Consider the following 14,272-nt stretch of genomic DNA (forward strand, 5'->3'; position numbering starts at 1 on the left):
AATCATCAAAAATCAAGGGATATTTATACGCTTTTTTAGCGTTTTCAAACACGAAAAGGATATGATCAGATACTTAATTAGCTAAACATATCCTTTTATCTTCTTAAATTGACGACATTGGAGAAGATTTTTCTTCTCTCATTTATATTCTTAAATCTTTCATTGAAAGTGCTTCGACTAATAACATCAAACCACTAAAAACCAAATAACCAGCAGCAACATAATTAATAATTAAAGTTAATAGCATTGGTGCTATCAAAAAAATAATTGCCAAAATCACACTTAAAATACCACTAATACTGACCCAGCCATAATTATTTACTCCAAATCCATTTAAACGATGCGTAAACATCAACCGATTAATTCCATATACTAATAACACTAACGCTAAGATCCAGGCCACCGTGTTCATCGTCATCGCTAATGGAGAGGTCAAAAATACTAGACCAATCAACAAATAAAGACAGCTCATCAATAAATTTCCTGGATATCTCAAATATGATGGTGTTACTAAATAATCAACAATTCGATATATTCCTAGAATCCAAAAAACAAAACCAATCACTTTTCCAATCATATTAACTGATTCAAATGGATAAACTATTAATAATATAGCCCCAATAATCATTAATAAACCAACAAGCCCACCAATTATTCGCATTGAACGAACTTTTTTATTCCAGCGACTAATTATTTGATTTTCATATTCATTATTGAATCTAAACATAAAATCACCTTCTTTATGATATTATATGAAAGTAAATTTAACCAGATATGAACTTTTTACTTATATAATCTAAGCATCTTTTTTCACTGAGGCATACAATGAAGTCATTAAAATTACTAAACCACCTAATAATACTTTAGTATTTAATGTTTCGTGTAATAAAATAAAAGCAAAAATAATACTATAAATACTTTCCATTCCAGAAATAATACCCGCTGTTTGAACTTTTACTTTTTTTAAACTATTAATATAAATAGTATGGGCAATTGCTGTACAAACTATCCCCATAAAAATAATTGCGATTAAATCAATACTACTAATACTACTTTTTACAATAAAGAAAGCTGGCAATAAAACAATCGTAGCAATCATCTGCTCATAAAAACAAACTACACTACCATGATAGCTTGATGATAAATAACGATTAAATAAACATAAAACAGCATAACTAAAAGAGCTAATCATTCCAATAACAATCCCAACTGTCATTTGATTTCCTAAAGAAAATTCCGGAACTGTCAAAATTACTCCAAAAAGCATTAATAAAGCAATGACTACATTTTTTAGTTCCAATCGTTCATGATAAATAAGTGGCTCTAAAAAGGTCACAAATAGTGGAAATGTTGCAAATGTAATCGTTCCAATTGCGACTGTTGCCACTTGAATTGACTGTAAAAAAGTAAACCAGTGAACTGCCATAGTAATTGCTGCTAAAGTAATAATTAAATAATCACGGCGTTTTAACTTAATTGATTCCCGTTTAAATAAAATTATTACCAGTAAAAACAAAGCCGAAAAAAATACCCGACCCAAAGTTACCAAGATAGCCGGAAGCGATACAAACTTACCAATCACACCAGCTAGTCCGAATAACATTACTGCAAAATGTAATGATAAAATTTCTTTTTTCACTCAATTATTCTCCCTGTTTTAATAATAATTTATCTACATGATATAATAGATTAGTCAAAAAGTAAAACAAGAGATCATAAAGAGGAATAAACACATCTACGATTGATTATTTTTTATTAAATCATAATTATTCTTTTGACCAGTAAGATAATCAAATACCTCTTTTAAACCATATAAGATAATTGCAATAAAACTCATCAAATCATCTCCAGTCCTATTGACGATATTCATTCATCATATCTTTAAATAACTCTTGTGTTGAAGGTGGTGTTATCGTAATAGCATTAGCACCAGCCGCAATAGTTTTTTGAATACTTTCACCAGTTTTTCCACCAGTAGCAATAATTGGGACCTCAGGATATTCTTGGCGGATTTTCGCTACGATTTCTGGAGTATTAATCCCTCCAGCAACATTTAAAATTGATGCCCCAGCTTCTAACCGTTTGCCAATATCGGTATCACTATTGGTAATCGTTATGATTATTGGAATATCCACGCTCTTAGAGATTGTCGCTAAATTGATATTAGAGATTGGTGCATTTAATACCACTCCCATCGCTCCTTGTGACTCAACATCTTTTGCTAAACCAACCGTTCTTAAGCCCTTGGTTGTTCCACCACCAACACCACAAAAAACTGGAATATAAGAATTTTTAATTATGGCATCACTGATGGCTTGTTGGGGCGTAAATGGATAAACCGCAAATACTGCATCGGCATCACAATTACGAATGATTGCAATATCAGTTGTAAAGACAAATGTTTTAATTCTTCTTCCATTTACGACAATACCACTGGCACCGTAGGCTTCTTTAGGCATTTTTAAAATATTATGTCTAAGTTTACTTTCAATACGTGGCATATTTGTACTATTTTCTTTCATATCTACACTTCCTTTAACTATCTTTTTTAGTAAAATCGTTAGCTAATTACTTTTTATTAAATCCCACTTATGGTGGGATCAATCACGAGAATAAATTTCTAGAATCTTTTTTTGCAACCTCAAGTACTCTTTGGCATCTTTTTCACCTAGCTGTTCAAACAGAAAAATAATATGTTGTTTGATCTTGTCACGAAACTTTTGACAGATTTGTAAACCTTCAGAAGTTAAAGATACCACTATTTGACGATTATCATTAGGATCGACCTGACGACTAATATAACCTTTCTTTTCTAAATTATTAAGCATTACAGCGATTCTAGCCGTACTAGCCAACATCCCCTTACTTAATTCTTTGGGATAAGCGTGATTATGATGTTCAATCAAATATCCTAGTAACCAGGCTTCTCCTTTAGTAGATTTTGCCATTTCCCGTTCGATTTTAACTTGAGGTTGGCTTAAACGCATTCTAACTAACTCATCAGCCATTTGTTCATAATCCATTGCTATTCTCCTAACGTTTTTACCTATTTTCATTAGTGATTATATTCTTGTCAAAAAACTTTGTCAACTATAAAATAAAAAAAGGCCAAATCTGACCTTTAAATAACATATAAAATAATACATAAAAAATGCAACGCACTTCCAAGCAAGATCCATAAATGCCAAATACTATGCATATAGCGATGTTTCTTTTGTAAACCATAAAAAATAGTTCCAATTGTATAAGCTAAGCCCCCAGCAACTAATAAATATATTCCATTCATTCCAACCGCTGCCGGTAATAAGTTAATTCTAAAAACAATACACCAGCCCATCGCCAAATAACAAATCATAGAAAAGGTAGCAAACTTTTTAATATCAATAGCATTTAAAATAATTCCGATAACAGTGCAACCCCATACTACTGCAAAAATAACCCAAGCCCAAAAAGGATCAATTGGACGTATTGAACAAAGCAGAACCGGAGTATAAGTTCCCGCAATCAAAACAAAGATCGTACAATGATCCATGATTTGAAATACTTTTTTACTTTTACGACCAGCTGGCAATCCGTGATAAATACTACTCATAGTATAAAGCAGGATCATTGATACCCCATAAATAATTCCCGAAGCGATTCCATAGCCATTACGATGAATTGCCGCAAAAACAATACATAAAACTAAAACAGCTATTCCAAAAGCACTTCCGACAATATGAGTAACCATATTGAAGATTTCTTCACCTCTAGTATATTGAGGTAAAATGCGATCATCTAGTTTTGTTCTTTTCATCAAAACCCTCCAATCATTATAAATGAATATAGTACTTTTCAGTTACTTTTTCAAGAATAATTATAAGTATAATTATCTTATATATCTTTTATATTAACTTAGTTAGATTTTCTTGACGAAAAAGATCTTTTTAAGCATTAAACAGCATCAAATTGATACTGTTTAATCACAAATACATTTATTTTTTCCTTTTTTCTTAGCCTGATATAAAGCCTGATCAGCCTGACTTAAAATATCAAGCCATGCTTCTTCATCCTTAACAATGCCAATACAGCCTCCGATACTAATCGTCAAATATTTACGGGCTACATTTGGCGGTACTTTTAAATCCAAACGAGCAACTGCCTTACATAATTCATCACCAATTATCTGCAATTTATTGTTGGTAGTATTTTCGATAATATAAACAAATTCTTCACCACCATAACGAATTAATACCCCTTCAGTCAAACAAAGTGTCAATGCATTGGCCACTCTTTCCAAACAGCTATCACCTTTAACATGACCAAAAAAATCATTATATTTTTTAAAATCATCAATATCAATCATCAATACCCCGGTTTTTTGAGGAAAATGAACATTTTTTTGATATAGGGTATCTAAATATTTGTTTAAATAACGACGATTTAATAACTTAGTCAACGAATCATGATGAGCTACAAAATCCAATCGAGCACTATTTTCAATGATCATTTTATTTTTTTCACGAATTATATAATTATTTAAAAAGGCCTGTCTAGTTGACTGATAGCGATAATAGCTGACAAACAGAGCAATTATCGTTAATGAAACACTATTAACATAAGAACTATAATGAATATTAAAATCAACCGGATAAATATAATTTATTCCTCCTATTAATAACGCATTTCCAATAACATATAAAGGCACGAAGACTTTTGGTGGTAAATAGGTTAAAGCCGCAATTCCAAGTAAACTAATAATATAAACATTAATATTATTAGATACCCGGTTATCATAAACTGTCACTACTAATGACCAAATAAGCAGAAACAAAACAAAAAGATATTGAAACCTGAGAACACTTTTCCCATTTTTTTTACGCCAGAATATCACTAGCAATCCAAAAACACATATCAAAATCATCACACTATATAAACTCATATATACTTGACTAGCTACTGTATGAAAAGCAAAATTAGTATAGAATCCAACGTAAAACATATTATATAATTCAAAAAATAAAATCAAAATGACAATAATCCATAAATATTTTTTTATTTCATTATCCAAACTATGACGATATTCGGCTTCTTGAACTTTATTTAATTGTATTTTTTTAAATAACGGTATTAATTTCATCGTAACACCTTCCTAGATAACATTTTTTAACTACATGTTTATAATAACATTAAATTCTATCAGATAAAACTGCCCATAAGTAATTTATTGTAAATTACGATCAATAAATTCAAGATAATTTTTCTTAATAACTTCATCTTGATGATCAAGATAATAGGCAAATGATTCTTCCAATCCTTTTTTTAAAGAAACCGTTTCACCAATTAATTGATCTTGTTTAGTAACATCAAGGCAATACTGATAATTATAAAAACTGAAATATTGACGTTGATCAATACTATCATCATAAACATTAATAATTTCTAAAGGGGTATTTACAATTTGATAACAAAGAGATACAAACTCTTTGATACTTACTAGTTCTCGATTACCGGCGTTAAATACCTGATTTGAAGGTTGTGATGTAATAATCTTTTCAATCATTCTAGCAATATCATCGACATGGATAAATTGCAGCTTCATGGAACCATCATTTGGTATATAAAACTTTCTTTTCTTTAAAGCACACTCAAAAACAAACGGTTCGCGGTAAATATTTTGCATCGGCCCATAAATATAAGCTGGTCGAATGATATAAGCATTAAGAACCTGGCTCAACAATTCTTGTTCTGCTTTTATTTTATTAATACCATAATCTTGCCAGATCGTATTATATCCAACATCCTGTTCTTCACTAAATGGCTGTGGATTTGTTTTTGGATATACTGCACTTGAACTGATTAAAAGATAATTATCAAAAGAGTTTAACGCCTTTAATAAATCCCTGACATCATTTTGATTATAAGCACATACATCAATTACTGCATCGAAATGATAATTTTTTAACTGATTTTTTAGCTGATGTCGATCAGCTTTAATTAAATTAGCTCCTGGTACCTGTTGACGCGTTCCCCGATTTAAAACATAGACTTCATGATTTTTTTCAATAAAATATTTAGTCAGATATTTACTGACAAAAACAGTTCCACCACTTATTAATAAACGCATAAAAAAATCCCCCTTTTAGACCATTATACATTAGTCATAAAATAAAGGGAATTTTAATTATTTACTTTTCTTGGCATCAATAATATCTTTTAAAGTTACATCAGGATGATGATACTTAAACCGTCGCTCGATATCTTTTTCCTTGCTCATATAAATTGCTTCTTGAGGACACCAGTGAAAACAAGCTAAACAAGTAATGCAATTATCACCAATAACCGCCTTTTTATCAACGATCTTTATATTATCCATTGGACAGACTCTAGCACAAATTCCACATCCAATACAATTTTCATCGGCTTTAATCCCTCGCATATTCGAAGCTTTAAAAACAGCCGATGGTGCTACCTCTGGTAAAGATGAATAATCTTCTTTGATTCCCTGATCAATTTTTTGAGCAATTATTTTTAGATTACTAACTTGATTAGCTAGTGTTTCTTTCATTTGTTCTTCAGTACTTAAATAACTGTTACCCGGCATACTTAACCCCAAATTCAATGATAAACTAGCATTTCTTTGACGTAGTAAATCATCTAATCGTTTTGCAATATCACCTGGATGTCCGCGATATGTTGCAACTAAAAAAATATATGCCCCCTTTTCAAAAGTCATTTTTGAAATTACCTGTCTAACTAGATTAGGCATATCTCCATAATAAATGGGAAAAACAAACCCAACACGCTGATATTTTACGGCAACCTCGGGTTGTTTTTTTAATGAAGGTATCGAAATTATTTCGCAATCACCATTTAATTGTTCTTTTAGAATCTTAGCACTAGTTAAAGAATTCCCTGTTGCTGAAAAGTAATATAAACCTGTCTTCATTTTTTACCTCAACTTTTAATTATATATTTATTATAAAGCCACTGATAAACAGCCATGCATCTTCCAATAAATACTGCTGATAAAACTGTTCCAATTCCAATCGCTATAATATAACCTTTCGTCACTAAACAAATCACTACTGTTTAACAAATCATCACAATATCAACGATATTTTTTATTAATCCATAATCTTTATCTAATACCTTACTAATTGTATTAACGATTCCATCAGAAGGATTCAAAACAATATCGCCAATAATCATTAAAAAAGCTCCTAACGCTGTTAAAAGAATTGCAAAGACCAATAAAATAATCTGTTGTAATAGATTATTAGGTACAAAGTTTAAAAAAAGATCATAAAAATCAATTATAAAACCAAATGCAAATGAAAAAGGTAGTTGAAAGATAATCTTTAAATCTAATTTCTTTAATAATATTAACTGTATTATAATAAATACCAAATATACACCAGTCGTTACTGTTCCTAAACTAATTTCCATAATTTGCGATAAAGCATATGGAATCGTATTAATTGAGCCAACCCCCAGCATTGATTTAGTATTTAAAATTATACCAATTGCCAGAACATTCATTCCGATCAAAAATATTACAAATCTTTTTACCATCTTTTCATCTCCGTTTTCTTATTTATAAGTTTTATTATACAAAAGATCTCAGAGATTGCTATGATTTACTCTGAAGTTTAAACGCGATTTAAAAAAAAGCAATATAATCTTTAATATTCATTAAATATTATTTGTCATGTATAATTAAATCAGGTGATCAAAATGTTAATTATCCAAAAAATGGAAATTGTAAAACTTAGCAGCAATGAAAAAATAATTAAAGACTTCATTTTACAAAATCAAGATCAAATCGCGAAATATACTATCAAACAGATTGCTCAAACTATCTATGTTTCTCCAGCTGCATTGATTGTCTTTGCTAAAAAACTTGGTTATAGTGGCTGGAATGAGTTTAAAAAAGATTTTTGTCTAGAGCGTCAATATTTAAATAGTCACTTTCAAGCAATTGATGCCAATACCCCTTTTACTAAACAAGATAATATCATCCAAATTGCCAATAAAATTGCTACATTACAAAAAGAAACTATCGATGACACTTTAGCTTTGATCAATCACGATTGCCTGCAAAAAGCCATTTCATTAATGCAAAGCAGTCAAACAATTTATCTTTTTGGCACCAGTATGTCCTATCTGGCTGGTCAAGAGTTTTCATATGCTATGAAACGCATTGGTGTTGCTATTGAATTTTGTTTAGATCCAATTGAACAAGTTTTCCAAACATATAATTTAACTTCTAATGATCTAGCGATTATTATCTCTTATAGCGGAGAAACAAAACCGGTTGTTAAAGCTTGTCAAAATTTAAATAAACGAAATATTCCCATGATTACGATTGCTGGTATTGGTGATAACACAATTAATCAATATAGTGATGTCAATCTTTATTTGAGTACACGTGAAAATATTCATAGTAAAATTAATTCTTATTCATCTAGACAAAGTATTCATACCGTTTTAGACATTTTATATAGCTGTTATTTTAATTTAAATTATCAAGAAAATCTTGATAAAACAATTGAGATGAATAAAACGATTGAATTTGGAAGATTTTCCTCCAACACCAAAATCAATCAATAAAGGACCAGATTTGAAGCTGGCCCTTTATTATTAATCAATTTTAAACAGATCAATGATTTCATCAGTTGACATATTAGTAATCGTGCCTTGATTATTTTCAACAAAACTATCAGCCAGATTTTTCTTCATTTCTTGTAACTGTAAAATCTTTTCTTCAACACTATTTTTCATTACTAGTTTATAGACCGTTACTTTATTTTCCTGACCAATACGATAAGCACGATCGGTCGCCTGATTTTGCGCTGATACATTCCACCATGGGTCAAAATGAATTACTGCTTCGGCAGCCGTTAAATTCAAGCCAGTTCCACCGGCTTTTAAAGAAATTAAAAAGACAGTAGTATCATCATTTTGAAATTGTTCAACTAGCTGATGGCGCTGTTCTTTTTTAGTTGAACCAACTAATTTATAATAAGAAATTCTTTCTTTATCTAATTCATCACTAATTAAATCCAGCATCGAAGTAAACGAAGAAAATAATAGCACTTTTTGATTATTTCCCTGGAAATTTCTGATTAAATCTAGACAACCAGCTAATTTTGAAGAAATACTAGTGATATTGTCATAAATCAAGCGAGGTTCGCAGCAAATTTGTCTTAATCGTGTCAACATCGCTAAAACCATGATTCGATCAACTTTTTCAGCTTGAACTTTTTCTTGTAGTTCTTTATTTACCTGCATTAAATTAGCTAAATAGATTTTTTCTTCTTCTTGATTAAATTCTATAACTAATGTTTTTTCAATTTTCTCTGGTAATTCCGTCAATACTTCCTGTTTATTTCTTCGTAAAATAAATGGGCTAACTAGCTTTTTTAATTTTGCTTGTTTTTCTTCATCTTTATTTTTAACAATCGGCGTTTCATAAGTCGTTTGAAAATAATGATAGTTAAATAGATAATTAGGCATCAAGAAATCAAAGATCGACCATAATTCAGCTAATGAGTTTTCAATCGGGGTTCCAGTTAAAGCAAAACGATGTTTAGCTTTTAGCGATTTTACTGCAGTTGCATTTTTAGTTTTAGGATTTTTTATATATTGTGCCTCGTCTAAAATAACATATTCAAACTCATAATCTTCATACCATTGAACATCACGCCGTATATAATCATAAGTTGTAATCAAAAGATCAACCTGACCAAACTGACTAATAGCTAACTTACGCTTTTTTAAGTCACCATGAACACATTGACAAGTTAATACATCCGAAAATTTATGAACCTCGTCATTCCAGTTTAATAACAAGGATGAAGGGCAAACAACCAAACTAGTTGTTCCAGGACGCCGATTTTCATCAAGTAAAGCAATAACTTGTAATGTCTTTCCTAGTCCCATATCATCAGCTAAAACCCCACCAAAACCATAACTGCTTAGTAACTGCAACCATTGATATCCAAATTTTTGATAATCACGTAAAATTTCTTGATAATGTTTTGATAATGTAAAAGTTTGATTTTGGATATTTCTAAAATTGTTAATAACATCTTTAAATGTCTCAGAGCGATTGAATTGTAAGTAGGTGCTATTATCAGCCTGTTCATCAATACTAAAAGCCCGATAAATATCCATAGTTACTTGCCCATCATCCAACATTTTAGGACTCAAGTGATAATCATCCATTAATTTATCTAATTGAGCCAGCTCATCAGATTCAAGATTTAGTAATTGACCATTTTTTAAGCGATGAAACTTCTTTTTACGATGATATGAATTTAAAACATTGGCTAATTCTTCTTTAGGAATATCAATACTATCGACATCAATTTCTAAAAGATTATTTTCTATACTGACTCCAACGGTAATCGAATAATTAGTTTTTCGACCGATATTAGCCAAAGCATCACTAACCATGATTTGACAATAGTTAGTTAAAAAAGGTAATCCCTGTTCCAAAAAAGTAAACGTATTTTCTTTATCCAAATCAAAATAAGCACTGTGTTCATTTTTATCAATATGATCAGCCATATTTGTTAAATAGTCTTCTATCAATTCAAAATTAACAGAAGTAGACTGGTTGTCATGATCAAAACTATAAATAGTCTGATTTCCCTGTTTACTTTCTAAAAACACTTTTACCAAATCATTATCATCAATATCCCCATATAACGTTAATATTTCATCATTTACTTCACTATTTGGTAAACTTATTCCTTCAATTTCAAAATATTTTCTAATATCATTAAAAATATATTTATTAAAAGCTTCTACGTCATCTTTAGCTAGCAACAACTTTTCTTTTTTTAAACACCATTTAATAAACTCTACTGCTTTACCACGAGAATCTAAATTAATTTTCATTATCGTATTTTCATCAAATAGATAGATTGCATTTTTACCACAAACACCATTAAAATCATCTAATTCTAACGTATAGTATTTAGTTTGATCACTAATTCTTAATTTAATTAATTGTTCAATTTCAAATAACTTTAAATGACGATTAGTAGTTTGTAAATTAGATAAGGTCTCATAAACTCTATCAACATTAAAATCATGAATCTCCAATTCATTTTTTAAACCATACCAGATATCCATGTAATGATTCTCACGTTCTAGAATATAGTTTTCCATCAAAGCAATTATCGTTAATGCCTCTTCGCTAAAAGCAACTTGATCATGAACAAACTTCAAATTTTTACCATATCGAATTGTCTCATGATTATCAATTGCACTTAAAAATGAATCGATACTTCTAATCATATACATTTGATCATTTCCGACTTTAAATTTTAAAAATGGATACTCATCAGCATAAATTAAAACCTGAATATTCTTTTTTTCCTGGCTGATCATGGCAAATTCTTGTTTTTTAGATTCCTTGAAATTATCGATTAGATTTCTAGTTAAATCCATTTCACTACTAAGTCGAATCTCTTCTTGCTTTTCTTGAAATTTAAATAGTCGTTTTAAAAAATCATCCTCTTCATCTTCAACTTTGTTTTCATATTCAAATGGAAAAAAATCGGGTGATAATTCCTGCACCTTCAATAATGTTGCCGCAACATGACCGCACGCTGAATCCTCATCACACCAATAACAATCACAATTATAATCAATTATCTTATTATCATTGGATACCAGAATTTCACATCGATCTTCATAGAAATTATTATTAACTACTCCTTCTATTAAAAAATCACCTTTTTGGGGAAGAATATTAATCTTTTTAACATAATCTTTAGTATAATAGACTCTTCCAGTACTAAGATTGCGATTATCATTGACGACCCTTTTTAATTCTTTGTCTGTAATTAACATTTTTGCCTCCCATCAAACTGAATACTTAACCAATATTAAAATGTTTTTTAAAACTCAATGCAATTCCATCATCGATTACAGCTGCTGTTATTTCACTGGCTACTTCTTTTAATGCCGTTACTCCATTAGCCATAGCAATCCCGTGTTTTACTAACTTAAGCATTTCTATATCATTAACCCCATCGCCATAAGCATAAGTATCCTCATAATCTACTTCTAATTTTTGATATAAATACTGACAGGCGGTCCCTTTAGTAAATCCCTGACAATATACATCCATCCGAATCAAGCCACTATCATAAGGAACAATAGTAAAATCATTTTCTAACTCGTGATAAGCAGCCCACATTTTTTCAACATCATCAAATAATACACAACAGCTAATTGCCTTAACATCTTGATTATTAAACTGTTCATAAACCCCTTCTGGTCGCTTAGCAGTTCCTTGAAACATCAACCGATGCTTAATAACTAATTTATCATCTAAACAAGCACACCAGCTACCTTCATGTCCATAAAACATGGCCCGTCCTTGATAATTTTGATAAACTTGCAGCTGCTTAGCTACCATTGTAGCATCAAATAATTGATCAACCAGTACTTCATTATTATAACGAATATAATGGCCATCACTACATATATAACCATCAAAATCAATTTCCTTTAAACTATCAGGTACTTCACCTCTAGCTGTAGCAATAACAATTTTATTGCCCTGTTTTTGAAATTCTTTTAATGCCGACAATGTTCTAGCAGTTGGTTTTGCCAAATTATTAGCTACATCTATTAAAGTACCGTCAATATCAAAAAAAGCAATCTTCATTTTTAATCTCCTATTTTTCAAATTCATCCTGCTGTAAAATCATATCTAATTTTATTTCTTCTCCGTCTCTTAAAAACTTCCAATATTCTACAAATGTATCATTGTTGCTTTCAATAATCTGATTTTGATCATCAATCATTCGATCATCCATTTTTCCTTCAATATAAACCCAGAAATAATCCTCATCATCATTTTCACTATCATACAAACTAACTACATCATGTTTTAATAATTTTATCGATTTCAAGACATTTCTTTGTCCTTTATACTTTTGCCAATTTAATTTAATAATCCATGCCTCGTATAAAGATGGCGTCAAATATTTATTTAAAGTATCTAAATCCTGTTTTGACCAGGCTTCTTGAATTACATAATAACAATGCTCAACTTTCTTTTTAATATCCCTTTCATTCCAGAAAATATCCTGATCATCTAAAATATCCAGTTGTTCTTTAGCGTCACGATGTAAATTCATCGCATATTTACGACGTTTATAAACAACCAGTCCACCAGTTGCCACTAAGATACTGCCAAAACCAAGATAACTAGCTACTCGAACAATGGGATTTCGATTATACTCACCCGAACCATGAATATGACGACTACTAGAACTGCCAGAACCACCAGAACCTCCAGAGCCACCACTAGAACCACCACCAGCTCGAGCAAAGACCGGAAATGGTGTTAATACTAGTAATATTAATAAAACGATTATAACTTTTTTCCCCATAATTATCACCTGTATCTATTTTATACTAAATAGTTAAATAATTAAATATCGAATAAACTTGTCCATAAAAAAACAAAAATGGTAGAAAACTCTACCATTATGTAGCCAAATAATCATTTTGGGCTGATTGGGTATAATAATTGGTATCATTATTTGGCTACGAATTCATTATATATGTTAAACCCAACTTCAAGGCAAGTGTTTTGTTGATCAATTATCCACTCAGCTAATTATTAATTAATATTATAATAAAACCACGTTTAAAATAAACTTGGTCCATCAAAATAATTATTAGGCCTTATTGTAAGCTAGTTCTGTAATATCTTCAAGTGATCTATTATCGAGAATCATTGGAAAAATTTGATCACATTGTTCCGTAGTTAAATTATCAATAATAGAACTATCTTCATTAGGATAAAAGTGTTTAAATAGTTGTTTGGTCTTTTTAATACTCTCTTTTTTTGTTCCGCTACCGTATCCTTTATCATATCCTTCTTTTATACCATTATCATATCCTTCTCTTATACCATCAGCATAAAATTCTCTTAATGATTCACACATATCTACTCTACCTCCTTGTTTTAGTACAATTTTCTTTAATACATCATCTTCTTCATCAACGATACTGGCTACGATGATTGCAATATCTTGATCAATGATTATCCCCTTTAACTTTTCTGGATCCTTTTTGAATTTATAAATCAGTTGAATTATTTTTATTAAATCATAATTGCTTTTCTCTTTAAATACATGATAATCAATATCTAAGATATTTAAAGTAAACACCTTATAATTGCTTATGGCTTTCTTTTCATCATCTAAAACATCAAAATAGCTATATAGATCACTTTTAGTATTCCAGCGATATTCAC

The 14,272-nt window shown here is 30.2% G+C and carries 13 protein-coding genes and 1 pseudogene; 1 reads left to right on the top strand and 13 read right to left on the bottom strand.

Annotation, left to right across the window (positions count from 1 at the left end; all coding sequences use genetic code 11):
* Positions 1–142: 142 nt before the first annotated feature.
* The 9 genes from Q0K54_RS12530 to Q0K54_RS12570 all read right to left on the bottom strand — a co-directional run bounded on the left by Q0K54_RS12530 (position 143) and on the right by Q0K54_RS12570 (position 7,554).
* On the bottom strand, positions 143–727 hold the full coding sequence (locus tag Q0K54_RS12530; RefSeq protein WP_294581721.1) for an HdeD family acid-resistance protein: 585 nt from the start codon (positions 725–727) through the stop codon (positions 143–145).
* A 69-nt stretch (positions 728–796) separates the two neighbouring features.
* Positions 797–1,639, bottom strand: coding sequence for a DMT family transporter (locus Q0K54_RS12535; RefSeq protein WP_294581723.1), 843 nt, complete (start codon positions 1,637–1,639; stop codon positions 797–799).
* A 214-nt stretch (positions 1,640–1,853) separates the two neighbouring features.
* Complete coding sequence (locus Q0K54_RS12540) at positions 1,854–2,522, bottom strand: hydrolase (RefSeq protein ID WP_294581725.1); 669 nt, start codon at positions 2,520–2,522, stop codon at positions 1,854–1,856.
* A gap of 78 nt (positions 2,523–2,600) precedes the next feature.
* Positions 2,601–3,023 (bottom strand): MarR family winged helix-turn-helix transcriptional regulator, encoded by a 423-nt coding sequence (locus tag Q0K54_RS12545; protein WP_294581727.1) that lies wholly within the window; start codon positions 3,021–3,023, stop codon positions 2,601–2,603.
* A gap of 98 nt (positions 3,024–3,121) precedes the next feature.
* Entirely contained in the window at positions 3,122–3,796 is a 675-nt protein-coding gene (locus Q0K54_RS12550; protein WP_294581729.1) for a hemolysin III family protein, read from the bottom strand.
* A gap of 162 nt (positions 3,797–3,958) precedes the next feature.
* Complete coding sequence (locus Q0K54_RS12555) at positions 3,959–5,119, bottom strand: diguanylate cyclase (RefSeq protein WP_294581731.1); 1,161 nt, start codon at positions 5,117–5,119, stop codon at positions 3,959–3,961.
* A gap of 84 nt (positions 5,120–5,203) precedes the next feature.
* Complete coding sequence (locus Q0K54_RS12560; RefSeq protein WP_294581732.1) at positions 5,204–6,106, bottom strand: NAD-dependent epimerase/dehydratase family protein; 903 nt, start codon at positions 6,104–6,106, stop codon at positions 5,204–5,206.
* A 57-nt stretch (positions 6,107–6,163) separates the two neighbouring features.
* Positions 6,164–6,928, bottom strand: coding sequence for an EFR1 family ferrodoxin (locus tag Q0K54_RS12565; RefSeq protein ID WP_294581734.1), 765 nt, complete (start codon positions 6,926–6,928; stop codon positions 6,164–6,166).
* A gap of 143 nt (positions 6,929–7,071) precedes the next feature.
* Positions 7,072–7,554, bottom strand: coding sequence for a DUF6198 family protein (locus tag Q0K54_RS12570; protein ID WP_294581736.1), 483 nt, complete (start codon positions 7,552–7,554; stop codon positions 7,072–7,074).
* 162 nt (positions 7,555–7,716) lie between these two features.
* Here Q0K54_RS12570 and Q0K54_RS12575 point away from each other — a divergent pair, with 162 nt between their 5' ends.
* Positions 7,717–8,592: a MurR/RpiR family transcriptional regulator gene (locus Q0K54_RS12575; RefSeq protein ID WP_294581737.1), complete on the top strand. Its 876-nt coding sequence runs from the start codon at positions 7,717–7,719 to the stop codon at positions 8,590–8,592.
* 30 nt (positions 8,593–8,622) lie between these two features.
* On the opposite strand, the gene Q0K54_RS12580 is transcribed toward Q0K54_RS12575, so the two are convergent.
* From Q0K54_RS12580 to Q0K54_RS12595, 4 genes and pseudogenes are all read right to left on the bottom strand, one after another.
* Positions 8,623–11,847, bottom strand: a complete 3,225-nt coding sequence (locus Q0K54_RS12580) for an SNF2-related protein (protein ID WP_294581739.1) — start codon at positions 11,845–11,847, stop codon at positions 8,623–8,625.
* 25 nt (positions 11,848–11,872) lie between these two features.
* Positions 11,873–12,670 carry a Cof-type HAD-IIB family hydrolase gene (locus Q0K54_RS12585; RefSeq protein ID WP_294581741.1) on the bottom strand — a complete coding sequence of 266 codons (798 nt, stop codon included), beginning with the start codon at positions 12,668–12,670 and terminating at the stop codon, positions 11,873–11,875.
* A gap of 10 nt (positions 12,671–12,680) precedes the next feature.
* Positions 12,681–13,400 (bottom strand): Tim44-like domain-containing protein, encoded by a 720-nt coding sequence (locus Q0K54_RS12590; protein ID WP_294581744.1) that lies wholly within the window; start codon positions 13,398–13,400, stop codon positions 12,681–12,683.
* Positions 13,401–13,691: 291 nt separating this feature from the next.
* A pseudogene (locus Q0K54_RS12595) lies at positions 13,692–14,272 on the bottom strand (hypothetical protein); the annotation flags it as partial.

This window comes from uncultured Thomasclavelia sp., assembly GCF_944324745.1.
Lineage (GTDB): Bacteria > Bacillota_I > Bacilli_A > Erysipelotrichales > Coprobacillaceae > Thomasclavelia.

Excerpts from the sequence above, each read along its gene's own strand:
- Q0K54_RS12580 (WP_294581739.1), bottom strand. The coding sequence starts at position 11,847 with ATGTTAATTACAGACAAAGAATTAAAAAGGGTCGTCAATGATAATCGC.
- Q0K54_RS12545 (WP_294581727.1), bottom strand. The coding sequence starts at position 3,023 with ATGGATTATGAACAAATGGCTGATGAGTTAGTTAGAATGCGTTTAAGC.
- Q0K54_RS12565 (WP_294581734.1), bottom strand. The coding sequence starts at position 6,928 with ATGAAGACAGGTTTATATTACTTTTCAGCAACAGGGAATTCTTTAACT.
- Q0K54_RS12530 (WP_294581721.1), bottom strand. The coding sequence starts at position 727 with ATGTTTAGATTCAATAATGAATATGAAAATCAAATAATTAGTCGCTGG.
- Q0K54_RS12570 (WP_294581736.1), bottom strand. The coding sequence starts at position 7,554 with ATGGTAAAAAGATTTGTAATATTTTTGATCGGAATGAATGTTCTGGCA.
- Q0K54_RS12560 (WP_294581732.1), bottom strand. The coding sequence starts at position 6,106 with ATGCGTTTATTAATAAGTGGTGGAACTGTTTTTGTCAGTAAATATCTG.
- Q0K54_RS12590 (WP_294581744.1), bottom strand. The coding sequence starts at position 13,400 with ATGGGGAAAAAAGTTATAATCGTTTTATTAATATTACTAGTATTAACA.
- Q0K54_RS12540 (WP_294581725.1), bottom strand. The coding sequence starts at position 2,522 with ATGAAAGAAAATAGTACAAATATGCCACGTATTGAAAGTAAACTTAGA.
- Q0K54_RS12575 (WP_294581737.1), top strand. The coding sequence starts at position 7,717 with ATGTTAATTATCCAAAAAATGGAAATTGTAAAACTTAGCAGCAATGAA.
- Q0K54_RS12550 (WP_294581729.1), bottom strand. The coding sequence starts at position 3,796 with ATGAAAAGAACAAAACTAGATGATCGCATTTTACCTCAATATACTAGA.
- Q0K54_RS12555 (WP_294581731.1), bottom strand. The coding sequence starts at position 5,119 with ATGAAATTAATACCGTTATTTAAAAAAATACAATTAAATAAAGTTCAA.
- Q0K54_RS12585 (WP_294581741.1), bottom strand. The coding sequence starts at position 12,670 with ATGAAGATTGCTTTTTTTGATATTGACGGTACTTTAATAGATGTAGCT.